This window comes from Streptomyces sp. NPDC016469, assembly GCF_040632905.1.
GTDB lineage: Bacteria > Actinomycetota > Actinomycetes > Streptomycetales > Streptomycetaceae > Streptomyces.
This window is the reverse complement of record NZ_JBEYCQ010000010.1, coordinates 156,641-180,506: the sequence shown is the minus strand read 5'-3', so window position 1 is coordinate 180,506 and position 23,866 is coordinate 156,641. Positions and strand designations below refer to the sequence as shown.

Here is a 23,866-nt window from a genome sequence, read left to right as displayed (position 1 = left end):
AAGACCGCCGTGAACCCCACCCCCGCGCCCGAGGCCGACGGCCCTCCCCCCAGCCACCTCCCCGAGTCGGAGGCCCCCGGCACGGTCGCCGTCGAGGCGACGACCGTGCCGCGCCAGAAGGAGACCCCGCACGACCTCTGGCACGCGTCGCGGCCCCCCACCGCGCCGCAGCCCGCCGTACACCCGGGAGCCCCGGCGGCGACCGCCCCGGACGACCCGGCCGCCGACCCCCTCGACCACCCCGACCCGCTCCGCGCCGCCGACGCGGCCGGCGTCGAGAACCTGCTGCGCTGCTGGGTCCGCGAGAACAACCTGCCCCGCCCGGCCGGGGAGACCCTGCGCGTCCCGCTGCCCGCGAGCGGCACCGCCCTGCTCGTCCCCGTCCGCCACTGGTCCGCCACCGGCTGGCACCGCTTCGGGCCCCCCGCCCTGGAACGCGCACCCGCCGCCGCGCCCACCGCCGACGCGGTCACCGTGGCCGCCCTCCTCGGCCGGGAGGCCGGCCACCACGACGGCGCCGACATGGCGGGCCGGGTCGCCGACTCGGTACGGCGCACCGCCTCGTTCATCGAGGAGCGGCGCCGCCGGCCCGCCGCCCCCGACGAGGCGGACCTCTTCCTCACCGCGGAACAGTCACTCCTGCTCGGCCACCCCCTGCATCCTTCGCCCAAGAGCAGGGAAGGGCTCACCGACGCCGAAGCGCGCCTCTACTCACCCGAGCTGTACGGCTCCTTCCCGCTCCACTGGATGGCCGCCGACCGCTCCGTGCTGGCCACCGACTCCGCGTGGACCGAGCAAGGCCGCCCCGTGCCCGCCGCCGACCTCGTCGCCCGGCACGCCCCGGGCCTGGCCTTCCCCGAACACACCGCGCCCATTCCCCTCCACCCCTGGCAGGCCCGCGAGTTGCGGAGCAGGCCCGAAGCCGCCGCCCTGCTCGACGCCGGCCTCCTGCACGACCTCGGCCCCTACGGCGCCCCATGGCATCCCACCTCGTCGGTGCGCACCGTGCACCGGCCGGGGACCGACCTGATGCTGAAGCTCTCCCTCGGCGTCCGGATCACCAACTCACGCCGGGAGAACCTCCGCAAGGAGCTCCATCGGGGCGTCGAGGTCCACCGGCTGCTCCGCACCGGACTCGCCCGCGAGTGGCACGCGGCGCACCCCGGCTTCGACATCGTGCGCGACCCCGCCTGGCTCGCCGTCGACACCCCGGACGGCGCGCCCGTCCACGGCCTCGATGTGATGCTGCGGCACAACCCCTTCCACCGGTACGACGACGCCGTGTGCATCGCCGGGCTCACCGCTCCACGCCCCTGGCCGGGCCGCACGGGTCTGCACTCGCGCCTCGCCGACGTGGTCCACCGCCTCGCCGCGGCCACCGGACGGACGACGACCGCGGTGGCCGCCGAGTGGTTCCTGCGCTACTTGGAACGCGTCGTCCACCCGGTGCTCTGGCTGGACGCCCACGCAGGGGTGGCGCTCGAAGCCCACCAGCAGAACACCCTCGTCCTGCTGGACGCGGAAGGCTGGCCCATCGGCGGCCGTTACCGTGACAATCAGGGCTACTACTTCCGGGAATCGCACCGCACCGCGCTCGACCACAGGCTCCCCGGTATCGGATCGGTCAGCGACACCTTCGTCTCCGACGCCGTCACCGACGAACGCTTCGCCTACTACCTCGGCATCAACAACGTATTCGGACTGATCGGGGCCTTCGGCTCCCAGCGGCTCGCCGACGAGCAGATGCTCATCGACGCCTTCCGGCGCTTCCTCAAGTCGGCGTGCGAACTGGGCTCGCCCTTCCCCGCCCACCTGCTCGAAAACCCGAGCCTGCGCTGCAAGGCCAACATGCTGACCCGTCTGCACGGACTGGACGAACTCGTCGGGCCCGTCGACACCCAGTCCGTCTACGTCACCATCACCAACCCCCTGTACGGCTGAGAGCCGGGCCGCGACCCGAGGTCGAAGAGCCGATCGCCGTGAGCCGAGAGAGGAGCGCCACGATGTCTCCCCCCGACGCGCCCGCCGGCCTCGTCCTCCGGGCGGACTGGGCCCCGGTCCCCACACAGGCCGGCGAGTTCCAGCTCGTCCCCGTCCGCCCGGAGCGCGATCTTCCGACCCTCACCCGCTGGATGAACGACCCCGTCGTGGCCGCCTTCTGGGAGCTGGCCGGCGACGAGAGCGTCACCGCCCGGCACCTCGCCCCCCAGCTCTCCGACGGCAGCCACAGCACCCCGTGCATCGGGGTGCTGTCGGGCACACCCATGAGCTACTGGGAGCTGTACCGCGCCGACCTCGACCCGCTCGCCCGCCACTACCCGTCCCGGCCGCACGACATGGGCGTCCACCTCCTCATCGGTGAGAGCCGCCACCGGGGCCGCGGCACCGGCACGGCGCTGCTGCGCGCCGTGGCCGGCCTCGTGTTCGACCACGCCCCCCTCTGCACACGGGTCGTGGCCGAGCCCGACCTCCGTAACGCCGCGTCCGTCTCCGCGTTCCTGAGCGCCGGATTCCGCCTCTCCGCCGAGATCGAACTCCCGGAGAAGCGGGCCGCGCTGATGGTCCGCGACCGAGCCCACCCCACCCGGCCATGAACGCATCCCCGACCCGTCCGCACCGCTCGAACCCCATCGGTTCCCACCCGAGGAGTCCCCGTGCCGAAATACCCTGCGCACCACGACGCAACGGAGCCGCCCGCATTGCTCGACACCCCGGAGCTCAACCGGGTGACCTGGGACCGGGCCGCCTCCCGGATGCTCGCGAAGATGCTCGGTGAATTCGCCTACGAGGAAGTCATCGAGCCGGCTCCGCGAACCGCCGGCGGCAGCACGTACACCCTCCCGCTGGACGACGGCGGCAGCCTCTCCTTCACCGCCCGGCGCGGTGTGTACGGGAGCTGGCGCGTGGAACCGGGATCGATCCGAGCGGAGGGCCCCGACCCCGCGGCGGGCAGCGTTCCCTTCCGCGATCCGCTGCTGTTCGTGACCCGGGCCCGCCGCCTCCTCGGCCTCGACGGTGCCACGCTCGGCCACCTCCTCCGCGAGCTGACCACCACGCTCGCCGCGGACGCCCGCCTCGACCACACCGCGCTCACCGCCGCCGAGCTGGCCGGTCTCGGCTACGCGGAGCTGGAGGGGCACCAGACCGGCCACCCCTGGATCGTCGCCAACAAGGGCCGGCTCGGCTTCTCGGCCACCGACGCCGCCCGCTACGCCCCCGAGGCCCGCGAGCCCGTCCGGCTGCCCTGGCTCGCCGTCTCCCACCGGATCGCCGCCTACCGGGGCGTGCCCGCCCTGTCCACCCCGGACAAGCTCTACACCCAGGAGCTCGACGCGACCGTCCGTGTGTCCTTCGCCGACAGCCTGCGCGCACGCGGCCTGGACCCGGACGGCTACCACTTCCTGCCGGTCCACCCCTGGCAGTGGGACGAGTGGATCGTGCCCCTCTTCGCGCCGGCCATCGCCGCCGGAGACATCGTGCCGCTGCCCGCCGACCCGGACGTACGCCTGCCGCAGCAGTCCATCCGTACCTTCGCCAACCTCGCGCGGCCCGACCGGCACACGGTCAAGCTGCCGCTGTCGGTCCTCAACACCCTGGTCTGGCGCGGGCTGCCCACCGAGCGCACCATCGCCGCGCCCGCTGTCACTGGCTGGGTGCTGGGGCTGCGCGACAACGACCCGTTCCTGCGCGACACCTGCGGCGTGATCCTGCTCGGCGAGGTCGCCTCGGTCACCGTCGAGCACCCGCTGTACGACCACCTTCCCGAGGCTCCGTACCAGTTCAAGGAGATCCTCGGGGCGATCTGGCGCGAGCCGCTGCCGCCCCGCCTGGCGCCGGGGGAGCGGGCCCGTACCCTCGCCTCCCTGCTCCACACCGACCCCGGGGGACGCGCCTTCACCGCCGAGCTGGTCGCCCGCTCCGGGCTGGCGCCCACCGTCTGGCTGACCCGGCTCTTCGCCGCCCTGCTGCCGCCGCTGCTGCACTTCCTGTACCGCTACGGCACGGTCTTCTCCCCACACGGCGAGAACGCGATCGTGGTCTTCGACGAGCAGGACGTGCCCGTGCGCCTCGCGATCAAGGACTTCGTGGACGACGTCAACGTGAGCGCGCAGCCGCTGCCCGAGCACGACACCATGCCGGAGGACGTGCGCCGCGTCCTGCTGACCGAGGAACCGGCCTTCCTCACCCAGTTCATCCACTCCGGGCTCTTCACCGGTGTCTTCAGGTTTCTCTCCCCGCTCTGCGAGGAACAGCTCGGCGTCCCCGAGGGCGAGTTCTGGTCACTCGTCCGGGCGGAGATCCTGCGCTACCACGCCCGCTTCCCCGAGCTGAAGGAGCGGTTCGAGATGTTCGACATGCTCACCCCGCGCATCGACCGCCTCTGTCTGAACCGGAACCGGCTGCATCTGGACGGCTACCGCGACCGGCCCGTACGCCCGCACGCGGCGGTCCACGGCAGCGTGGCCAACCCGCTCCACCCCACCGAGTGAGGCCGGGAGTGCCCGTCGATGTCAGCGGCGCCCCGTAGGCTGGCGGGGCTATGACGAAGCCATCCCTCCCCGAGCTCCTGCACGCCGCCGTGACCGCCGTCGGCGGTACGGAGAGGCCCGGCCAGGCCGCCATGGCCGCCGCCGTCGCCGAGGCCGTAGACGACCAATCCCACCTGCTCGTCCAGGCCGGCACGGGGACGGGCAAGTCGCTCGGTTACCTGGTGCCGGCCCTGGCACACGGCGAGCGCGTCGTCGTGGCCACGGCGACGCTGGCCCTCCAGCGCCAGCTCGTGGAGCGCGATCTGCCGCGTACGGTCGACGCGCTGCATCCGCTGCTGCGCCGCCGCCCCCAGTTCGCGATGCTCAAGGGCCGGTCGAACTACCTCTGTCTGCACCGGCTCCACGAGGGCGTGCCGCAGGACGAGGAGGAGGGGCTGTTCGACCAGTTCGAGGCGGCGGCCCCGTCCAGCAAGCTCGGCCAGGACCTGCTGCGCATGCGCGACTGGGCCGACGAGACGGAGACGGGCGACCGGGACGATCTCACCCCCGGCGTCTCGGACCGGGCCTGGGCGCAGATCTCGGTCTCCTCCCGGGAGTGCCTGGGCGCGAGCAAGTGTGCCTACGGGGCGGAGTGCTTCGCCGAGCAGGCCAGGGAGCGGGCCAAGCTCGCCGATGTGGTGGTCACCAACCACGCGCTCCTGGCGATCGACGCCATCGAGGGCGCCCCGGTGCTCCCGCAGCACGAGGTGCTGATCGTGGACGAGGCCCACGAGCTGGTCTCCCGGGTCACCGGTGTGGCCACCGGCGAGCTCACCCCCGGCCAGGTCAACCGCGCGGTGCGCCGCGCCGCGAAGCTGGTCAACGAGAAGGCGGCCGACGCGCTGCAGACCGCCTCCGAGGGCTTCGAGCGGGTCATGGAGCTGGCGCTCCCCGGCCGCCTGGAGGAGGTCCCGGAGGATCTGGGGTACGCGCTGATGGCCCTGCGGGACGCCGCGCGCACGGTGATCTCCGCGATCGGCGCCACGCGGGACAAGTCCGTCCAGGACGAGGACGCGGTCCGCAAGCAGGCGCTGGCCTCGGTGGAGTCCGTCCACGCCGTCGCCGAGCGCATCACGCAGGGCTCCGAGTACGACGTCGTCTGGTACGAGCGCCACGACCGGTTCGGGGCCTCGGTGCGCGTCGCCCCGCTCTCCGTCTCCGGGCTGCTGCGCGAGAAGCTGTTCGCCGAGCGCTCCGTCGTGCTCACCTCGGCCACGCTCAAGCTGGGTGGCGATTTCAACGGTGTGGGCGCCTCCCTGGGGCTCGCTCCGGAGGGCACTGCGGGCGAGGACGTCCCGCAGTGGAAGGGCCTGGACGTCGGCTCGCCGTTCGACTACCCGAAGCAGGGCATCCTGTACGTCGCGCGGCATCTGGCGACCCCGGGACGCGAGGGCTCCCGCACGGACATGCTGGACGAGCTGTCCGAGCTCATCGAGGCGGCCGGCGGGCGCACACTGGGGCTGTTCTCCTCCATGCGGGCGGCCAAGGCGGCGGCCGAGGAGCTGCGCGGCCGGCTGGACCAGCCGATCCTGCTCCAGGGCGAAGAGACCCTGGGCGAGCTGATCAAGAATTTCGCCGCCGATCCGGAGACCTGCCTCTTCGGCACGCTGTCGCTGTGGCAGGGCGTGGACGTGCCCGGGGCGAGCTGTCAGCTGGTGGTCATGGACAGGATCCCGTTCCCCCGGCCCGACGACCCCTTGATGAGCGCGCGGCAGAAGGCGGTCGAGGAGGCCGGGGGCAACGGCTTCATGGCGGTGGCGGCCACGCATGCCGCGCTGCTGATGGCTCAGGGCGCCGGCCGTCTCGTACGGGCCACGGGGGACAAGGGCGTCGTCGCGGTGCTCGACCCGCGCCTGGCCAACGCCCGCTACGGCAGCTATCTGCGGGCCTCGCTCCCCGGCTTCTGGTACACCACCGACCGCAACCAGGCCCGCCGCTCGCTCGCCGCGATCGACGCGGCGGCCAAGGCGGACGGGCGGTAGCCCCTCGGGGGGCGTACACCCTCCCGCAGGGGCGTACACGAAAAGGGGCCCCGGACCGGCGCGAAGCCGGTCCGGGGCCCCTTCTCCCAGAGAGCGTGAGGTGCGGGTCTCAGACCCTGCGCAGCACCGCGACGACCTTGCCGAGGATCGTCGCCTCGTCGCCGGGGATCGGCTGGTACGCGGCGTTGTGCGGGAGCAGCCAGACATGGCCGTCCTCGCGCTTGAAGCGCTTCACCGTGGCCTCGCCATCCAGCATGGCTGCCACGATGTCGCCGTTCTCCGCGACGGGCTGGCGGCGCACGGTGACCCAGTCGCCGTCACAGATCGCCGCCTCGATCATCGAGTCACCGACGACCTTGAGCACGAAGAGCTCGCCGTCCCCCACCAGCTGGCGGGGGAGTGGGAAGACGTCCTCCACCGACTCCTCGGCGAGGATCGGCCCACCGGCGGCGATCCGGCCCACCAGCGGCACGTACGAGGCGGCGGGCTTGCCCGTGGTGTCCGTCGGCTGCGTGCTCGGCTGGTCGGAGCCGCGTACCTCGTACGCCCGGGGGCGGTGGGGGTCGCGGCGCAGGAAGCCCTTGCGCTCCAGCGCCATCAGCTGATGGGCGACGGAGGAGGTGCTGGAGAGGCCCACCGCCTGACCGATCTCCCGCATCGACGGCGGATAGCCGCGTCGCTGCACGGAATCCCGGATGACCTCGATCACCCGCCGCTGCCGGTCCGTGAGCCCCGAGCTGTCCGCCCGGATTCCGGGAGGTCGTCCGGGAAGCGAGCGCGCTGGGCGCCCGGGCTCCGGACCCTCCGTGTTCGTGACTGAGTCATTCATGGCATGCACCGGCTCGAGTCGGCTCTGGGAGCGGTCCTGGGCAGTGATGATGGCACTGTCTGCGGTGGTGGTCACGTCGGCGGCCCCTCTCGAATGGTCTCCCTGGCTGCACAACGGTAGTAGCTTTCGAAAGGTTGCGCCAAACACACGTTCGAGTGAAAAACGAATAAAAGACTGTCGGGAGTCCACTGCCAGGTGTATGAGGCCGCCTACGGTGCGCGACGACCGCGTGTCGCCGGGAACGCCGCCACGGGCTTCGGCGGTGCTTGCGGCCGCCCCAGGACCGTAGCGCGGCGTCCTGCGCGCAGCCGTCGCGGGGTGGCCGCCCGGTCGTCCGTCGTCCGGGTGCTTCCCGTACCCTCTTGGTCGGCCTTACGCTGCCTTCCGGCCGCCCTCCGGCGCGACACGCGCTCTGGGCCAAATGCGCGGCTGAACCCAAGATCTAGTGGTTGGATTGTTCCAGCCGCCCAGAAGTTGTGGTCCCCCGTCCATCGGGGGTGCGGTCATCGCCTATGCTTGAGACCGCTTCGAGGGCCCCTGACCGGGCCTGAAGAGGCTATTCAGTCGTGCTGTGAAGGAGGGTTGGGAGCCATGCACTGCCCCTTCTGCAGGCACCCCGACAGCCGGGTCGTCGACAGTCGCACCACCGACGACGGGACCTCGATTCGCCGGCGCCGCCAGTGCCCCGACTGCTCCCGCCGCTTCACCACGGTGGAGACCTGTTCACTCATGGTGGTCAAGCGCAGCGGGGTCACCGAGCCCTTCAGCCGCACCAAGGTCATCTCGGGTGTGCGCAAGGCGTGCCAGGGGCGGCCCGTCACCGAGGACGCCCTCGCCAAGCTGGGCCAGCGGGTAGAGGAGGCGGTGCGCGCGACCGGCAGCGCCGAGCTGACCACGCACGACGTGGGCCTGGCCATCCTCGGTCCCCTGCAGGAACTCGACCTCGTCGCCTACCTGCGCTTCGCGTCCGTGTACCGGGCGTTCGACAGCCTCGAAGACTTCGAGGCCGCCATCACGGAACTCCGTGAGCGGCGACCTCGCGCGCAATCATGCGGGAGCGGCGAGACCCTCGAGGTCCCCGCCCCCGCCGTCGCCGCCGACTGAGCGGCAGTCGTCGGCCGCGTCGATCCGGGGATCGCGCGGGCCGGCACCAGGACCTTGCTCCGGGCGACGTATGAGGAATACGGCGGCCGAAGCATCAGACACACACTGTGCCCGGGGAAGTTCTCGGCACTTCAGGGCGTTTTTGCCCACATATGGGAGGCGGCATGACAGAGACGGCGAGCGGCCCGGCACGGGGTTCCCGCAACAAGGGGACCAAGTCGACTGCGTCCAAGCAGGGCCTGCGTATCGAGCGCATCCACACCACTCCCGGCGTGCATCCGTACGACGAGGTGTCCTGGGAGCGCCGTGACGTCGTCATGACCAACTGGCGCGACGGCTCGATCAACTTCGAGCAGCGTGGCGTCGAGTTCCCCGACTTCTGGTCGGTGAACGCGGTCAACATCGTCACCAGCAAGTACTTCCGGGGCGCCGTGGGCACCCCGCAGCGTGAGACCGGTCTGCGGCAGCTGATCGACCGGATCGTCAAGACGTACCGGAAGGCCGGCGAGGACTACCAGTACTTCGCCTCCCCCGCCGACGCGGAGATCTTCGAGCACGAGCTGGCGTACGCCCTCCTGCACCAGATCTTCAGCTTCAACTCCCCGGTGTGGTTCAACGTCGGTACGCCCCAGCCGCAGCAGGTCTCCGCCTGCTTCATCCTGGCCGTCGACGACTCCATGGAGTCGATCCTCGACTGGTACAAGGAAGAGGGCATGATCTTCAAGGGCGGCTCCGGGGCCGGCCTGAACCTCTCCCGTATCCGTTCCTCCAAGGAACTCCTCTCCTCCGGCGGCAACGCCTCCGGACCCGTTTCCTTCATGCGGGGCGCCGACGCCTCCGCCGGAACGATCAAGTCCGGTGGCGCCACCCGCCGCGCGGCCAAGATGGTCATCCTCGACGTCGACCACCCCGACATCGAGAACTTCATCGAGACCAAGGTGAAGGAGGAGGAGAAGATCCGCGCCCTGCGCGACGCGGGCTTCGACATGGACCTGGGCGGCGACGACATCACGTCCGTCCAGTACCAGAACGCCAACAACTCGGTCCGCGTGAACGACGAGTTCATGAAGGCCGTCGAGTCCGGCGGCAAGTTCGGGCTGCGCGCCCGGATGACGGGCGACGTCATCGAAGAGGTCGAGGCGAAGTCCCTCTTCCGCAAGATGGCCGAGGCCGCCTGGGCCTGCGCCGACCCGGGTATCCAGTACGACGACACGATCAACCACTGGCACACCTGCCCCGAGTCCGGCCGGATCAACGGCTCGAACCCGTGCAGCGAGTACATGCACCTGGACAACACCTCGTGCAACCTCGCCTCGCTGAACCTGATGAAGTTCCTCAAGGACGACGGCAAGGGCAACCAGTCCTTCGAGTCCGAGCGCTTCGCCAAGGTCGTCGAGCTGGTCATCACCGCGATGGACATCTCCATCTGCTTCGCCGACTTCCCGACCGAGAAGATCGGCGAGAACACCCGCGCCTTCCGCCAGCTCGGCATCGGCTACGCCAACCTCGGCGCCCTGCTGATGGCAACCGGCCACGCGTACGACAGCGACGGCGGCCGCGCGCTCGCCGGCGCCATCACCTCGCTGATGACCGGCACCTCGTACAAGCGCTCCGCCGAGCTGGCCGCCGTGGTCGGCCCGTACGACGGCTACGCCCGCAACGCCGAGCCGCACCAGCGCGTCATGAAGCAGCACGCCGACGCCAACGCCGCGGCCGTGCACGTCGACGACCTGGACAACCCGATCTGGGCCGCCGCGACCGAGGCGTGGCAGGACGTGATCCGGCTCGGCGCGAAGAACGGTTTCCGTAACGCGCAGGCGTCGGTCATCGCGCCCACCGGGACCATCGGCCTCGCGATGTCCTGCGACACCACCGGTCTTGAGCCCGACCTCGCCCTGGTCAAGTTCAAGAAGCTGGTCGGCGGCGGCTCGATGCAGATCGTCAACGGCACCGTCCCGCAGGCCCTGCGCCGCCTGGGCTACCAGGAGGAGCAGATCGAGGCGATCGTCGCCCACATCGCCGAGCACGGCAATGTGATCGACGCCCCCGGCCTGAAGACCGAGCACTACGAGGTCTTCGACTGCGCGATGGGCGAGCGGTCCATCTCCGCGATGGGCCACGTGCGCATGATGGCGGCCATCCAGCCGTGGATCTCCGGCGCGCTCTCCAAGACGGTGAACCTGCCGGAGTCGGCCACCGTCGAAGACGTCGAAGAGGTCTACTTCGAGGCGTGGAAGATGGGCGTCAAGGCGCTCGCGATCTACCGCGACAACTGCAAGGTCGGCCAGCCCCTCTCCGCCAAGACCAAGGAGAAGGAGAAGGAGGCCGTCACGGCCAAGGCCGAGGACACCATCCGTACCGCGGTCGAGAAGGTGGTCGAGTACCGCCCGGTCCGCAAGCGTCTGCCCAAGGGCCGGCCCGGCATCACCACCTCGTTCACGGTGGGCGGCGCCGAGGGTTACATGACGGCCAACTCCTACCCGGACGACGGCCTGGGCGAGGTCTTCCTGAAGATGTCCAAGCAGGGCTCGACCCTCGCGGGCATGATGGACGCCTTCTCCATCGCGGTCTCGGTGGGTCTGCAGTACGGCGTGCCGCTGGAGACGTACGTCTCGAAGTTCACCAACATGCGCTTCGAGCCGGCCGGTATGACGGACGACCCGGACGTGCGGATGGCGCAGTCGATCGTCGACTACATCTTCCGCCGCCTGGCGCTCGACTTCCTGCCCTTCGAGACCCGCTCGGCCCTCGGCATCCACTCCGCCGAGGAGCGTCAGCGCCACCTCGACACCGGCTCCTACGAGCCGACGTTCGAGGAGGAGCAGCTGGAGGCCGAGACCCTGGCCCAGACCGCCCCGGTGCGGACGGAGACGCTGAAGGCGGTCGCCCCGGTCCAGGAGACCGAGAAGGCCGAGCCGCGGACTGCGCACACGTCGGCCGAGCTGGTCGAGATGCAGCTCGGCATCAGCGCGGACGCCCCGCTCTGCTTCTCCTGCGGTACGAAGATGCAGCGCGCCGGCTCCTGCTACATCTGCGAGGGCTGCGGCTCCACCAGCGGTTGCAGCTGATCATTGAACGGTGAGTGCGGGCAGGTCCTCCCCGGAGGGCCTGCCCGCACCGCTGTTACGCGGCGCCTAGGCGCCGAACGCGCGGCCGCCCATCGCCGCGGCGAACTCCTCGGGGTCGCCGTCGAAACCCCGCACAGTGCCGTGGAAGTGCCAGCCGCCGGACTCGGCCCGCACGAATTCGGCCACGACGGCCGCGGTGGCGCCCCCCACGGAGGAGAAGTCGTCCTCCGCGAGCGTCGTGTAGCCCTCGCGGACCTGGACCCCGGTGCGCTCTATGGCGCCGAACGTCTTCCGGCCGTCGCGCTGTTGGATGGCGACGCCGACGACGACCCGGGCATAGGCGTCGGACAGCCGGTCCAGCTCCAGTTTCATCACCTCGTCGTAGCCGAGCCCCTGGCCCGTCCTGCTGTCCCGGTCGAGCGTGATCGTGCCGTCGGGTGCCCGGCTGTCGAAGTGGACGAGGTACGCCGGGCTGCCGTACGGCTCGTCCGCCGGGTAGGTCGCCGCGATGATGTCGAGGTCGTTGGGGGCCTCACCCTGATCACTGGGGTCCCACTTGATCCGCACCTCGACCTTTTCGAGATCCTTGTTGGGAGTGCTCATCGGACTTCCCTCCTGCGCGCGAGGACGGCGCTCCTGTTCCGTCCCCCGATCATGTCGGCAACTTCCCGCCGAACCAACCGGCTTGGGGACGAGCGGCTGAAACGGGCCAGGATCGGGCGGGAGACGGCCGGTTCCGGTGGACTACGCGGGAGCGTGACCCACGCCACGTCCGACAGCCGTACGATGGCGCCGTGCTGGTCAAGTGGATTCGCTGCAGTGTGTCGGACCGTCGGGGTTTCGAACAGGGGCAGCGGAAGTGGGTGGGGCTGCTGGGTGAGCCGGGATTCAGGGGGCAGGGCGGGGGCTGGAGCCGCGTCCGGCCGGAGGTGGCGCACGTCTTCGCCTTCTGGGAGAACCGGGTCTTCTACGACTCCTTCATGGCGCGCGGCCACGACGCCCTGGCCGCGGCGCAGTCCGGCACGTACCAGGACCTCCAGGTCAAACTCTTCGAGTACCGCTTCGACGTGAAGACCGGATTCGAACCGCGCTTCACGGACGCGGATGTACTCAGGGTGGCCCACAGCCGGGTCCACGAGGACCGGGTCGAACACTTCGCGCTGATGCAGCAGCGGGTGTGGAATCCGGCGATGGCGGGATCGCCGGGGATGCTGCGAGGGGTCTTCGGTGAGGCGCCCGGGCATGAGTTCCTGGTCCTGTCGATGTGGCAGTCCAGCGCGGAACGCGGCAAATACCGGCCGGGCAGCGTGGACCGGCTCTCGCAGCGCGCGGGTACGGAGGAGGACGTGGCGGCGCTCGCGGGCGACGTGGTGCGGCTCGAACCGTCCTGGACGGTGTGACGGCCCCGAGCGGCGGGTACGGCGGCGACATGCACCGACGAATTCCGGACAGGCGCTCGAACGGCGATGACTCGATCTAGTGTCGTTGTATGGCACGACCGCAACGAATCGTTCTTGTCCGGCACGGTGAGTCCGAGGGCAACGCCGACGACACCGTGTACGAGCGCGAACCCGACCACGCGCTGAGGCTCACCCCCGCCGGGTTGCACCAGGCCCACGAGGCGGGGGAGCGGTTGCGCGGGCTCTTCGGGGAGGAGCGGGTCAGCGTATACGTCTCCCCCTACCGGCGGACCCACGAGACGTTCGCCTCCCTCGGCCTGGACCCCGGACGGGTACGGGTCCGCGAGGAACCCCGGCTGCGCGAGCAGGACTGGGGGAACTGGCAGGACCGCGACGACGTGAGACTGCAGAAGGCTTACCGGGACGCCTACGGGCACTTCTTCTACCGCTTCGCACAGGGCGAGTCCGGGGCGGATGTGTACGACCGGGTCGGCGCCTTCCTGGAGAGCCTGCACCGCAGCTTCGAGGCCCCGGACCACCCGCCGAACGTCCTGCTGGTCACCCACGGTCTGACCATGCGGCTCTTCTGCATGCGCTGGTTCCACTGGTCCGTGGCCGAATTCGAGTCGCTTTCCAACCCCGGGAACGGGGAATCGCGGACGCTCGTACTCGGCAAGGACGGGCGGTACACGCTCGACCGGCCCTTCGCCCGCTGGCGTACTCCTGAGCCCTACGGCATCTCCGGATAGAGTGGAAGCGATGACCGAATCCGCTTCCGACCAGCGCCTCGAACGCACCCTGGCCAGCCTGCGCGGCCTCTCCGTGGGAGACGCCCTCGGCTCCCAGTTCTTCGTGCCCGCCAACTATCCGCTCCTCAAGGACCGCGCCCTGCCGCCCGGGCCCTGGCAGTGGACCGACGACACGGAGATGGCCTGCTCCGTCGTGGCCGTACTCCAGGAGCACGGTCGGATCGACCAGGACGCCCTGGCGCGGTCCTTCGCGCACCACCACGACTTCGACCGCGGATACGGCCCGGCCGTGAACCGCATGCTGCGCCTGGTCCGCGAGGGCGGCGACTGGCGGGAACTCGCCTCCTCCCTGTTCAACGGACAGGGCTCGTGGGGCAATGGTTCCTCGATGCGCATCGCACCGCTCGGCGCCTGGTACGCGGACGACCCCGAGCAGGCCACGCACCAGGCGGAGATCTCCTCGTACACCACGCACCAGCACCGGGAGGCCGTCGTCGGCGCGATGGCCGTCGCGGCTGCCGCGGCACTCGTCGCCTCACCGGCCGGGCCGCCCGCTCCCGAGGACCTGCTGGACGGCGTCGTCGCGCTCGTCCCGCGCAGCGCCGTCGGCGCCGGGCTTCGGCGGGCCCGGGACATGCTCGACTACAAGGACGCGGGCACCGTCGCGGCGGTCCTCGGCAACGGGCGCCGTACCAGCGCGCACGACACCGTCCCCTTCGCCCTGTGGTCGGCGGCGCGGAGCCTCGGCGACTTCGAAGAGGCGTTCTGGGTGACGGCCCAGGCCGGTGGCGACGTGGACACGACCTGCGCCATCGTCGGCGGTGTGATCGCGGCAAGCACCGCGGGGGCCCCTCCGGCGCACTGGACGGCCCGGACGGAGCTCCTTCCGGACTGGACGCCCCGCTAGCTCGCGCGGTGGTTCGCGGTGCGGCGGCGGAACGCATCGGCAGGACCGCCGCTTCGACTGTCACGGTCCTGCCACAGCATCCCCCCTCACGGCTGACGGCCGTAACGCGGGGATACTCTTTCGGCCACGCCGCCCTCGGTGATCATGACGACGGGTGCGCACCGAATGAGACGCCGGGGGGCCACGCGCTGCCCAGGGCTCGCGCGAGCGGACCCCGGTGGGGAGGGATCCCGTGTCCGAAACACCGCCAGATTCACCCCGGCCCGAGCCCGCGCCGGACCAGCCCGCCTCGTCCCGGCCCGCGCCGGACCACGCCACTCCCGAGCCGGTAGACACCGGACGGGCCGAGCGGGAACAGGGTGTTCCCAGCCACGCCACTCCCCAGCAGGCCGCGCCGCAGCAGAGCGTCCCCGGGCAAGTCGGCACCGGGCGGGCCGCGGCCAAGGGGGCGCAGGGCGAGCGGATACCCGTGCCGGCCGTCGCCCCCGTCGCCCCCGTCGCCCCCGAAGCCCAAGGCCGGGGTGAGGCGAGAGGCGGTACCCCGCCGATGCCGGAACCACCGAAGATCCCCGCCTACGCGGCGCAGCGCCCCGGCGGGCAGGGGCAGCCGAGCCCCTGGGGCAAACCACCGCCCTCGGTGACGACGCGGCTCCGGACCGCCAAGCCTGGGCCCGTCCACACCGGCACCCTCTGGGCCACCGTCGCGACGGCCCTGCTCAGCATGGTTCTGCTGGGCGACGGCATCGGGCTGAACCTGCTCCTCGTGGCACTGCCCGCCTCGGCCGGCGCCTACATCTCCGCCAGGGCGGCGGGCCGCAGGCTCCGTCCCTGGACCGCCGTGTGGGGGATCGGCGGCCTGGCACTCCTGGCCGTTCCCGCGCTCCGGGATGCCGGCTGGCCCACCTTCCTCGCGATGGTGTCCGCTCTGGCACTCGGCTCGCTGGCGCTTCATGGCAGCCGGAGCTGGCTCGGCGTGTTCCTCGGTTCCCTCGGTGTGTTCACCTCCGTTTTCGAGTCACTGGGCTGGGGCGTCCGCGGTGTGCGCGAGCGGATGTCGGGCTCACGGGGCCGGTTCGGCGTCGTGTTCCGGTCCGTGGCCGTGGCCGTCGTCCTGGTCATCGTGTTCGGCGCGCTCTTCGCGAGTGCCGACGCCGCCTTCGCGGACCTGCTGGGCAACCTGACCCCGGATGTGTCGGTCGGTGACGGTCCGTGGCGGATCTTCCTGGGCCTTCTCGGTCTGGTGGGTGCCCTCGCCGCCGCCTGTACCGCCGCCGCCCCGGTCCGCTGGGACGGCTTGACGGTACGGCCGGGCAAGGCGCGCGGGCGGTTGGAATGGGCTCTCCCGCTCATCGTTCTGAACCTTCTCTTCGCGGCGTTCCTCACCATCCAGCTCACGGTGCTGCTCGGCGGATACGACAAGGTGATGGCCGAGACGGATCTGAGCTACTCCGAATACGCCCGCCAGGGCTTCTGGCAACTGCTCTGGGCCACGGTGCTCACACTCGGCGTCATCGCGCTCGCCCTCCGCTGGGCCCCGCGCGGTGGCACCCGCGACCGCACCCTCGTCCGCTGCGTGCTGGGCACCCTGTGCTTCCTCACGCTTGTCGTGGTCGCCTCGGCCCTGCGCCGTATGGACCTCTATGTCGACGCGTACGGCCTGACCAGGCTGAGGATCTCCGTGGCTGCCGTGGAACTCTGGCTCGGCGTGATCCTCGTACTGATCATGGCGGCCGGCGTGTTCGGTCCTCGGCTGCTGCCGCGTGCGGTCGCGGCCAGCGCCGCCGTCGGCGTACTGGCCTTCGGTCTCCTCTCGCCCGACGGGCTCATCGCCGAGCAGAACGTCCAGCGCTACCGCAACGATCACTCGATCGACATCGAGTACCTCAAGGGTCTGTCGGCCGACGCCGTACCTGCTCTCAACGCCTTGCCCGAGCCCCTGCGCTCCTGCGCGCTGCAGGACATCCAGCGCGACCTACGGAACTCCGACGAGCCCTGGTACGCGACGAGTTGGGGCGAAGCGCGAGCCCGGGACATCCTCGGCGACTGGGACCCCGGCTTCCGCGCCCTCGACTGCCGGGGGCTGAGCACGGGCGACAACGGTGACCAGCGCGGCGGCGGTACGGACGACGTCTACGACCCGTACGACCCGTACTGATCGATCCGTAGGCCGAGGCGTCGAGGGCCTGTCCGGAGCCGTGTGTCGCGCGCCGTCCGGCGCGCGACCGCCGGTGCGAGCCTGAGAGGGGTGCCCCGGGGTGTTCCTGGCGTTCCCTTCGGCGTACGCTGACAGACGCCATGCCGTACGAACCACCCACGCACACCGTCGAGCGCTCACTGCGCGCCACCACCGGTGCCAAGATCGTGGCCGGTGTCGACGAGGTCGGACGCGGAGCGTGGGCGGGGCCCGTCACGGTGTGTGCCGCGGTCACCGGTCTTCGCAGGCCCCCCGCCGGACTCACCGACTCCAAGCTGATCAGCCCCAAGCGCCGTGCGGAACTCGCGCCGGTGCTGGAGAGCTGGGTCACCGCTTACGGCATCGGTGACGCCTCCCCCCAGGAGATCGACGACCTGGGCATGACCGCCGCGCTCCGGCTCGCGGCCGTACGCGCCCTGGAGGCGCTGCCGGTCCGCCCCGACGCGGTGATCCTGGACGGTAAGCACGACTACCTGGGCAGCCCCTGGCAGGTCCGTACCGTCATCAAGGGGGACCAGTCCTGCGTGGCGGTGGCCGCGGCGTCGGTGATCGCGAAGGTCCGTCGGGACGCCGCGATGGCCGAACTCGGCGCGCGGAACGGGGAGTACGCGGACTTCGCGTTCGAGGCCAACGCCGGCTATCCGTCGCCCGTGCACAGGGCCGCACTCGAGGAGCGTGGGCCCACCGCCCACCACCGCCTCTCGTGGTCCTATCTCGACGCGCTGCCCCGGTGGCAGCACCTGAAGAAGGTCCGTTTCTCCGCCGAGGCGGCCGCACTGGAAAGCGGGGGCCAGCTCGGCTTCGATTTCTGATCGCGCATATGTGCCCACCCGCCGATGCCCTTGGTGCCGGCGTTTGATAGACAACCACCCATGCCTCTCATCCCCGAGGAGCCTCAGATTCACGAGAGCGCCCAGGGTCCCCGCGCCACCCCGGCCACCGGCCGCGCCGCGTCGACCCCTCGTCCCGTACCCGGTCCGCGTTCAGCGGCCACGCCGCGCCCCGGTCGCCCGGGTCCCGGCCCGCGGCCTGCGCCCCCGGCGCAGCGCCAGCACTCCACCTCCGGCCGGCCCCAGGCGGCGCCGCCGGAGAATCGTTCCGCACCGCAGATCCAGGTCATCCCCGCTTCGGCCGACGGGGCGCTCGACGCCGCCGACGAGGCGGTGGATCTGCTGCTCGACTCCGGTCGCGCACCCGGCGACATCCTGGTGCTGACCACGGGCGGACAGCACCCGTGGGCGGCCCACGAGCTCTCCTTCGGTGAGGCCGCCTACTGGGCCCAGCTCGAAGCGGGCGACGACGTCTTCTTCGCCGCGGCCGCGGCGGACCGCGTCAAGCCCCGGCCCGTGGTGGTCGTCGCGGTCAATGGCCCGGCCGACGATGAGGCCGCGCGGGCACTGGCCAAGGCCCGCGAGTCCGCCGGTGTGCTGCTGATCGTCTGCGGCGACCCGCAGCGTATCGACGCGGCGCTCGGCGCCGGAGTCTGAACACCGGCGCCGGCGGGTCCGCGGCCGGTTCCGTTCCGGCATGACCCGGCGGCTTCGGCGGTCCGGCTGCCCGCGTGGGCGACCGGACCGCCGAAGCCGTGCTCAGTCAGCGTGCGGCGGAACGGTGCAGTGCCTGCGCCGCTCCGCCGCCGGTGCGCGACGGCACCTGCTCCGAGCCAAGGGCGGTGTCGGCGAGGGCTGAAGGCTGCGACATGGAGTTCGGACGGCGGCCGCCCCGACCCTCGCCCAGCACCTGCCAGCCGCCCCGGGTCAGCGTGATGTACGCGCCGCACCGCAGCCCGTGCAGTGTGCAGGCGTCCCGCAGCCCCCACATCCACGCTCCGTCCTCCTCCGTCCAACGCTCGTCCCCTTCGCGGCAGTAGAGCAGTACCGCGGTGCGGACGGGCGTACGGCGGCGCAGATCATGCGGGATGACGCGGCGCAGATGCGCCAGCAGTGAGTTCCGGAACTCCCATCCGTCGGCCGTCACCGAGCGGCGGGCGAACGAGGCGCTCGCCGTCAGGCGCTCCTCGTGGTCCAGGACGGCGACCACAGCGGTGGCCGGGGTCGGCCGGTGCCTGGCGTGCAGGCCGCTGACCACCTCACGCGGGCTGCGCAGCAGGGGTATTCCGGCCGCTGCCCACTCGGCCGGTTCGAGCATTCTGGCAAGGCGGTTGGCGGAGTCGGCGGCTGCCGACATCGAAGTGGCTGCGGACGGAGCGAATCCGAAGGTCACGGTCCTCCCTTCGCATACGCGCCCACGATGCGGGCAGGGTCGGGTGAGGGCGCGCCGCGGCACAGCCCTCTCGGGCCCGCGAAAGGACCGTGCGGGGAGCGAGTCCAATTCTTCCTGGCGTATCGGCAGGCGGCAACGAGCAATTGGTGAGGCTGACGGTATTCAGCCGGAATGACACGGATATCCCTGCCCAGTCCGGCCCCGCCCGACCCCTCCCGTCACGCCTGAACGGCGAGGACCAGCGGAAACACCGCCTCCGCCCCGGCCCGACGCAGCAAGCGGGCCGCTACGGCGAGAGTCCAGCCGGTGTCCGAGAGATCGTCCACGAGCAGTATGGGTCCGTCCGCGGCCGCCAGGGCATCCGCGAGGTCGGGCGGGACGACCAGCCTCTCGTGCAAAGCGCGGACCCGATGCGCACTGTTGGTCTGAGATATCCGCACGGCATCGGCGTCCGGAGCGAGGCCCACCTGCCCCAGCAGGGGCATCCGGCCCACTTCGGCGATGTGCCTGCCGAGCGATTCGATGAGCTGGGGTCTGCGCTCCGAGGCCATGGTGACGACACCGACCGGGCGGGAAACGGCGTCGGCGGCCCCAGGAGCCCAGCCTCCCGGCCCCTTGGCCCAGTCGGCCAGCACGGTCACCACGGCGTCGGCCACGTCACCCGGCACCCGAGCGTCGGGTGCCTGCGCCGCCAGTATCGGGCGCAGTCTGTTGCCCCACCCGATGTCGGTGAGCCTGCCCAGCGCCCGGCCGGTGCCGGAGAGCTCCGTCGCCGGAATCCTGCCCTTGAGATCGACGCCCACCGACGGGAGCCCGGTCGGCCACATCTTGCGGGGCTCCACCTCCACACCGGGCCTGCGAAGCTCACCTTTCGCGGTGTCCAGAGCGGCTTCGGAAACTCCGGCGTCGAACCGGGCGCCGGCACAGTTGTCGCAACGCCCGCACGCGGTCGCCTCCTCGTCGTCGAGCTGACGGCGCAGGAACTCCATCCGGCAGCCGTCCGTCGTGGCGTAGTCGCGCATGGCCTGCTGCTCGGCGGCGCGTTGACGGGCCACCCACGCGTAGCGTTCGGCGTCGTACGCCCAGGGCTCTCCCGTCGCGGTCCAGCCGCCCTTCACCCGCCTGACCGCCCCGTCGACGTCGAGCACCTTGAGCATGCTTTCCAGTCGTGCGCGCCGCAGATCGACCAGCGGCTCCAGGGCGGGCAGCGAGAGCGGACGCCCGGCCTGGCCCAGCGCGTCGATCGTGCGGCGGACCTGCTCCTCCGGCGGAAAGCCGACCGACGCGAAGTACCGCCAGATCGCTTCGTCCTCCTTGCCCGGCAGGAGCAGCACCTCGGCGTGCTCGACACCGCGTCCGGCGCGGCCCACCTGCTGGTAGTAGGCGATGGGGGAGGACGGCGACCCGAGGTGCACGACGAAGCCGAGGTCGGGCTTGTCGAAGCCCATGCCGAGCGCGGAAGTCGCCACCAGCGCCTTGACCCGGTTGGCCAGCAGATCGTCCTCCGCCTGCTGACGTTCCGCGTTCTCGGTGCGGCCGGTGTAGGAGGCGACTGCGTGCCCGCACTGGCGGAGATACGCGGTGACCTCCTCGGCGGCCGCGACCGTCAGCGCGTAGATGATCCCCGAGCCCGGAAGCTCCTTGAGATGGTCCCCGAGCCACGCCAGGCGGTGGGCCGCGTCGGGCAGCCGCAACACGCCGAGACTCAGACTCTCGCGGTCCAGCGAGCCCCTCAGCACCAGCGCGTCCGCGCCGGCGCCGGTACCCAGTTGCTCCGCCACGTCAGCGGTGACCCGGGCGTTCGCGGTGGCGGTGGTGGCGAGCACCGGCACACCGGAGGGAAGGTCGGCGAGCATCGTCCGCAACCGCCGGTAGTCGGGCCGGAAGTCGTGGCCCCAGTCGGAGATGCAGTGCGCCTCGTCCACGACGAGCAGCCCGGTGGACGCGGCGAGCCGGGGCAGTACCTGGTCGCGGAAATCGGGATTGTTGAGGCGTTCGGGGCTGACCAGCAGGACGTCGACCTCACCGGCGGCCACCTCGGCCTGCACGGTGTCCCACTCCTCCGTGTTGGACGAATTGATCGTGCGCGCGCTTATGCCGGCGCGGGCGGCCGCCGCGACCTGGTTGCGCATCAGCGCCAGCAGCGGCGAGACGATGACCGTCGGCCCGGCGCCCAGGGCACGCAGAAGGGAGGTGGCGACGAAGTACACCGCGGACTTCCCCCAGCCGGTGCGCTGGACGACCAGCGCCCGACGCTTGTCCGCGACGAGTGCCTCGATGGCCCGCCACTGGTCCTCACGCAGCCGCGCGGTGCCGGAGGCGTCCCCGACGAGACGGGCCAGTATGGAATCGGCCGAAGCCCTGAGCTCTGCGCGGTCTGCGTTGGTCATGCCTCCCATGCAACCCGATGCATCCGACAACCGCGAACAGCCGATCACTCTCTGTGGATAAGTTATCCACAGGAGGTAGCGAAAATGTCCGGTCCGCGAGACGGTCTGGCCATGAACAAGCACCCCGAATCAATCGGTCCCTCCGAGGAACAGCAGATCACCCTGCGGGGCCCGGCCGAGCTGGCAGACGCTCTTCCCTATCTCATGGGCTTCCATCCGAGCGACAGCGTGGTCATGGTCGCCCTGCACGGTGGCCGAGGCCGGTTCGGAGCCAGGCTCAGGCTCGGCATCCCGCAGTCTCCGCTGGAGTGGCCGACGGTCGCCGAACAGCTCGCCGAATGCCTGATCAAGGGAAGCGAGCGGCGTGACGCCAGGCCCGACGCCATCGTCGTCTTCCTCTGTCAGGAGCCGGTGGACGGCGAGACGGGCAGCCAGACCATGGAGCGCCTGCGGCCGTTCGCCCAGCGGTTGCGTACGGCGTGCGGAGCGCTGGACGTGCCGGTTCTCGAAGCGTTGTGCATCTCAGGCAACCGCTTCTGGTCCTACGTCTGTCCCGATGCCCGTTGCTGCCCGGCCGAAGGCAACATGCTGGCCATGCCCGGTACCTCGGTGATGGCGGCGGCGGCCACCTACGCCGGCATTCAGGTGCGGGGGTCGCTGCGCCAGATGGAGGCGAGGCTCACACCGCCCACTCGCACATCGGGCGCCGCCCAGCAGCGCGCCCTGGACGCGGCGAGCAGCGCGATGGTGCCCTTGCTGCTCGACCAGGAACGCCGCCAGGAGCTCGCGGGTGACACGCTGAAACTCGCCGGGAGCCTGATCGACCGCCTCGGGCAGGCGCCCGCCACGGCACCCTCCCTCGCAGACATCAACGACGACCGGCTGATCGGCGACGAGGAGGCGGCGTCGATGATTCTCGGTCTTCAGGACAGGGATACCCGCGACAGGGCGGCGGAGTGGATGGAAGGCCCGAAAGCGCATGCCGCCTTGCGGCTCTGGCGAGCGCTGGCCCGCCGCTGCGTCGCCCCGTACGAAGAACACGCCGCAGCCCCTCTCACCCTGGCGGGCTGGGTCTCCTGGTCGACCGGCGACGAACCGGCCGCGCGCGTCGCGCTGGGGCTCGCTCTACGCCTGGATCCGCATTACACCTTTGCGCAATTGCTGCACGAGGCATGCAATCAAGGGCTCGACCCGGAAACACTGCGGCGCTGCCTGCGCGGCGAGCGCACCATGCGGGCAGCCCGGCCCGGCCGGCGTGCGGAACGGGTCGCGGGGGCCCGTCCCGCACGGGTGAGGCCGGTCGGGCGTGCCAGGACGCGTCCCGGCTCCGCTGGGCCCGGAGCGGCGGACAGGCGGCGGCCCGCCCGGCCCGGGGCGCAAGGGCGTCGCGGGACCAGGACCGGCCGTTGAGACCAGTGCGGCGCCGGACCCCCGGCGCCGCACGCGGGGCCGGCCGTACGCCTCACGTCGGTACAGGGGTGCCTGGCCCGTGCCCTTCGGGGCGCCCGGGGGCGGGCCCGGAAGGCCGGTGAAGAGTCGCGGGGAAGGGAGTGCTTATCGTCAGGAAGACGACTATGATCGCGGCATGCCGCCCTACGACCCCTCGACCTTTCCGCCGTTCGCCGTCACCGTCGACCTGGTGGTGCTTACGGTTCGTCGGCACGCCCTCTGCGCGCTGGTGGTACGTCGGGGTGAGACCCCGTTCCAGGGCAGGTGGGCCCTGCCGGGCGGTTTCGTCAAGGCCGACGAGGATCTCGGGGCCGCAGCGGCACGAGAACTCGTCGAGGAGACCGGCCTGTGCGCACAGGATCCGGCCGCCCCGGCCGTCGGCAACGGCGCACACCTGGAACAGCTCGCCACGTACGGGGACCCCGCCCGGGATCCGAGGATGAGGGTCGTCAGTGTCGCCCATCTCGCGCTGGCCCCCGATCTGCCCGCTCCCAGGGCGGGCGGCGACGCGAACAGCGCGCGATGGGCGCCCGTCGAGGACCTGCTCGGCCGCGAGGGCGGCTACGCACCGGACGGCGAGCATCAGGCGCCGTTGGCCTTCGACCACGCGAAGATCCTCGCCGATGGCGTCGAGCGGGCCCGGTCCAAGATCGAGTACTCCTCGCTGGCCACTGCCTTCTGTCCGCCCGCCTTCACGGTCGGCGAACTGCGCCGGGTGTACGAGGCGGTGTGGGGCGTAGTGCTGGATCCGAGGAACTTCCACCGCAAGGTGACGGGTACGCCGGGCTTCCTGGTGCCCACCGGAGGGACGACCACCCGGCAGGGAGGCCGCCCGGCCCAGCTGTTCCGGTCGGGCACGGCGACCGTGCTCAACCCCCCGATGCTGAGGCCCGAGGTCTGAGGTCCCGCCCGTCCGGTGCGTAGGCAAGGGCCGCCGCGCGCCCCGCCTTGCGCTAAAAGTCGGATATGTCGGGTTATCGTGCTGCGGTACTCACTCGCCGCCGGGCGGCTCCGCCTTCGCCGTCCCATTTCCTGCGAGAGA

18 protein-coding genes are annotated in these 23,866 nt (G+C 71.3%); 14 read left to right on the top strand and 4 right to left on the bottom strand.

The features are described from left to right. Window positions 1–9 precede the first annotated feature (9 nt). Genes ABZ565_RS14190 through ABZ565_RS14175 form a run of 4 tightly spaced genes read left to right on the top strand, consistent with a single transcriptional unit; the run spans window position 10 to window position 6,511 of the window. On the top strand, window positions 10–1,941 hold the full coding sequence (locus tag ABZ565_RS14190; protein ID WP_361025144.1) for an IucA/IucC family protein: 1,932 nt from the start codon (window positions 10–12) through the stop codon (window positions 1,939–1,941). After that, window positions 1,836–2,594 (top strand): GNAT family N-acetyltransferase, encoded by a 759-nt coding sequence (locus ABZ565_RS14185; RefSeq protein ID WP_361025304.1) that lies wholly within the window; start codon window positions 1,836–1,838, stop codon window positions 2,592–2,594. Before ABZ565_RS14190 ends, ABZ565_RS14185 begins: the two co-directional genes overlap by 106 nt. 60 nt (window positions 2,595–2,654) lie before the next feature. Next, window positions 2,655–4,490, top strand: a complete 1,836-nt coding sequence (locus ABZ565_RS14180) for an IucA/IucC family siderophore biosynthesis protein (RefSeq protein ID WP_361025141.1) — start codon at window positions 2,655–2,657, stop codon at window positions 4,488–4,490. Between the two features lie 50 nt (window positions 4,491–4,540). Further along, window positions 4,541–6,511, top strand: coding sequence for an ATP-dependent DNA helicase (locus ABZ565_RS14175; protein WP_361025138.1), 1,971 nt, complete (start codon window positions 4,541–4,543; stop codon window positions 6,509–6,511). A gap of 109 nt (window positions 6,512–6,620) precedes the next feature. Here the strand turns inward: ABZ565_RS14175 and lexA are convergent, their stop codons facing one another. After that, window positions 6,621–7,415, bottom strand: a complete 795-nt coding sequence (gene lexA / locus ABZ565_RS14170; RefSeq protein WP_026171816.1) for a transcriptional repressor LexA — start codon at window positions 7,413–7,415, stop codon at window positions 6,621–6,623. A gap of 516 nt (window positions 7,416–7,931) precedes the next feature. Between lexA and nrdR the strand changes: the two genes are divergently transcribed. Continuing rightward, window positions 7,932–8,444 carry a transcriptional regulator NrdR gene (gene nrdR / locus ABZ565_RS14165; protein WP_361025134.1) on the top strand — a complete coding sequence of 171 codons (513 nt, stop codon included), beginning with the start codon at window positions 7,932–7,934 and terminating at the stop codon, window positions 8,442–8,444. A gap of 164 nt (window positions 8,445–8,608) precedes the next feature. Next, the gene (locus ABZ565_RS14160) at window positions 8,609–11,512 is read left to right on the top strand and encodes a vitamin B12-dependent ribonucleotide reductase (RefSeq protein WP_361025131.1); all 2,904 of its coding nucleotides are present in this window, start codon (window positions 8,609–8,611) and stop codon (window positions 11,510–11,512) included. A 66-nt stretch (window positions 11,513–11,578) separates the two neighbouring features. Here the strand turns inward: ABZ565_RS14160 and ABZ565_RS14155 are convergent, their stop codons facing one another. Continuing rightward, window positions 11,579–12,115: a TerD family protein gene (locus ABZ565_RS14155; protein WP_361025128.1), complete on the bottom strand. Its 537-nt coding sequence runs from the start codon at window positions 12,113–12,115 to the stop codon at window positions 11,579–11,581. Window positions 12,116–12,306: 191 nt separating this feature from the next. On the opposite strand from ABZ565_RS14155, the gene ABZ565_RS14150 reads away from it, so the two are divergent. The 6 genes from ABZ565_RS14150 to ABZ565_RS14125 all read left to right on the top strand — a co-directional run bounded on the left by ABZ565_RS14150 (window position 12,307) and on the right by ABZ565_RS14125 (window position 18,249). After that, entirely contained in the window at window positions 12,307–12,912 is a 606-nt protein-coding gene (locus ABZ565_RS14150) for a YdbC family protein (RefSeq protein WP_361025125.1), read from the top strand. 89 nt (window positions 12,913–13,001) lie between these two features. Further along, window positions 13,002–13,661 carry a histidine phosphatase family protein gene (locus tag ABZ565_RS14145; RefSeq protein ID WP_361025122.1) on the top strand — a complete coding sequence of 220 codons (660 nt, stop codon included), beginning with the start codon at window positions 13,002–13,004 and terminating at the stop codon, window positions 13,659–13,661. A 10-nt stretch (window positions 13,662–13,671) separates the two neighbouring features. Then, window positions 13,672–14,568, top strand: coding sequence for an ADP-ribosylglycohydrolase family protein (locus tag ABZ565_RS14140; protein WP_361025119.1), 897 nt, complete (start codon window positions 13,672–13,674; stop codon window positions 14,566–14,568). Window positions 14,569–15,205: 637 nt separating this feature from the next. Further along, entirely contained in the window at window positions 15,206–16,723 is a 1,518-nt protein-coding gene (locus tag ABZ565_RS14135) for a DUF4173 domain-containing protein (RefSeq protein ID WP_361025301.1), read from the top strand. Window positions 16,724–16,863: 140 nt separating this feature from the next. Further along, entirely contained in the window at window positions 16,864–17,574 is a 711-nt protein-coding gene (locus ABZ565_RS14130) for a ribonuclease HII (RefSeq protein WP_361025116.1), read from the top strand. Between the two features lie 60 nt (window positions 17,575–17,634). Then, window positions 17,635–18,249 carry a hypothetical protein gene (locus tag ABZ565_RS14125; RefSeq protein ID WP_361025113.1) on the top strand — a complete coding sequence of 205 codons (615 nt, stop codon included), beginning with the start codon at window positions 17,635–17,637 and terminating at the stop codon, window positions 18,247–18,249. A 106-nt stretch (window positions 18,250–18,355) separates the two neighbouring features. Here the strand turns inward: ABZ565_RS14125 and ABZ565_RS14120 are convergent, their stop codons facing one another. Together ABZ565_RS14120 and ABZ565_RS14115 are read right to left on the bottom strand one after the other, a co-directional pair. Continuing rightward, window positions 18,356–18,985 (bottom strand): hypothetical protein, encoded by a 630-nt coding sequence (locus ABZ565_RS14120; protein ID WP_361025110.1) that lies wholly within the window; start codon window positions 18,983–18,985, stop codon window positions 18,356–18,358. Window positions 18,986–19,203: 218 nt separating this feature from the next. Next, window positions 19,204–21,375 (bottom strand): RecQ family ATP-dependent DNA helicase, encoded by a 2,172-nt coding sequence (locus ABZ565_RS14115; protein ID WP_361025107.1) that lies wholly within the window; start codon window positions 21,373–21,375, stop codon window positions 19,204–19,206. 111 nt (window positions 21,376–21,486) lie between these two features. On the opposite strand from ABZ565_RS14115, the gene ABZ565_RS14110 reads away from it, so the two are divergent. Together ABZ565_RS14110 and ABZ565_RS14105 are read left to right on the top strand one after the other, a co-directional pair. Continuing rightward, window positions 21,487–22,785, top strand: coding sequence for a DUF4192 domain-containing protein (locus ABZ565_RS14110; protein WP_361025104.1), 1,299 nt, complete (start codon window positions 21,487–21,489; stop codon window positions 22,783–22,785). Window positions 22,786–22,960: 175 nt separating this feature from the next. Then, the gene (locus ABZ565_RS14105) at window positions 22,961–23,725 is read left to right on the top strand and encodes an NUDIX hydrolase (protein WP_361025101.1); all 765 of its coding nucleotides are present in this window, start codon (window positions 22,961–22,963) and stop codon (window positions 23,723–23,725) included. Window positions 23,726–23,866: the final 141 nt, after the last annotated feature.

What these genes read in the sequence shown, in the direction of transcription:
- ABZ565_RS14175 (WP_361025138.1), top strand. Translation starts at nt 4,541, where the DNA reads ATGACGAAGCCATCCCTCCCCGAGCTCCTGCACGCCGCCGTGACCGCC.
- ABZ565_RS14145 (WP_361025122.1), top strand. Translation starts at nt 13,002, where the DNA reads ATGGCACGACCGCAACGAATCGTTCTTGTCCGGCACGGTGAGTCCGAG.
- ABZ565_RS14155 (WP_361025128.1), bottom strand. Translation starts at nt 12,115, where the DNA reads ATGAGCACTCCCAACAAGGATCTCGAAAAGGTCGAGGTGCGGATCAAG.
- ABZ565_RS14125 (WP_361025113.1), top strand. Translation starts at nt 17,635, where the DNA reads ATGCCTCTCATCCCCGAGGAGCCTCAGATTCACGAGAGCGCCCAGGGT.
- ABZ565_RS14140 (WP_361025119.1), top strand. Translation starts at nt 13,672, where the DNA reads ATGACCGAATCCGCTTCCGACCAGCGCCTCGAACGCACCCTGGCCAGC.
- ABZ565_RS14110 (WP_361025104.1), top strand. Translation starts at nt 21,487, where the DNA reads ATGAACAAGCACCCCGAATCAATCGGTCCCTCCGAGGAACAGCAGATC.
- ABZ565_RS14160 (WP_361025131.1), top strand. Translation starts at nt 8,609, where the DNA reads ATGACAGAGACGGCGAGCGGCCCGGCACGGGGTTCCCGCAACAAGGGG.
- ABZ565_RS14130 (WP_361025116.1), top strand. Translation starts at nt 16,864, where the DNA reads ATGCCGTACGAACCACCCACGCACACCGTCGAGCGCTCACTGCGCGCC.
- ABZ565_RS14115 (WP_361025107.1), bottom strand. Translation starts at nt 21,375, where the DNA reads ATGACCAACGCAGACCGCGCAGAGCTCAGGGCTTCGGCCGATTCCATA.
- nrdR (WP_361025134.1), top strand. Translation starts at nt 7,932, where the DNA reads ATGCACTGCCCCTTCTGCAGGCACCCCGACAGCCGGGTCGTCGACAGT.
- ABZ565_RS14105 (WP_361025101.1), top strand. Translation starts at nt 22,961, where the DNA reads ATGCCGCCCTACGACCCCTCGACCTTTCCGCCGTTCGCCGTCACCGTC.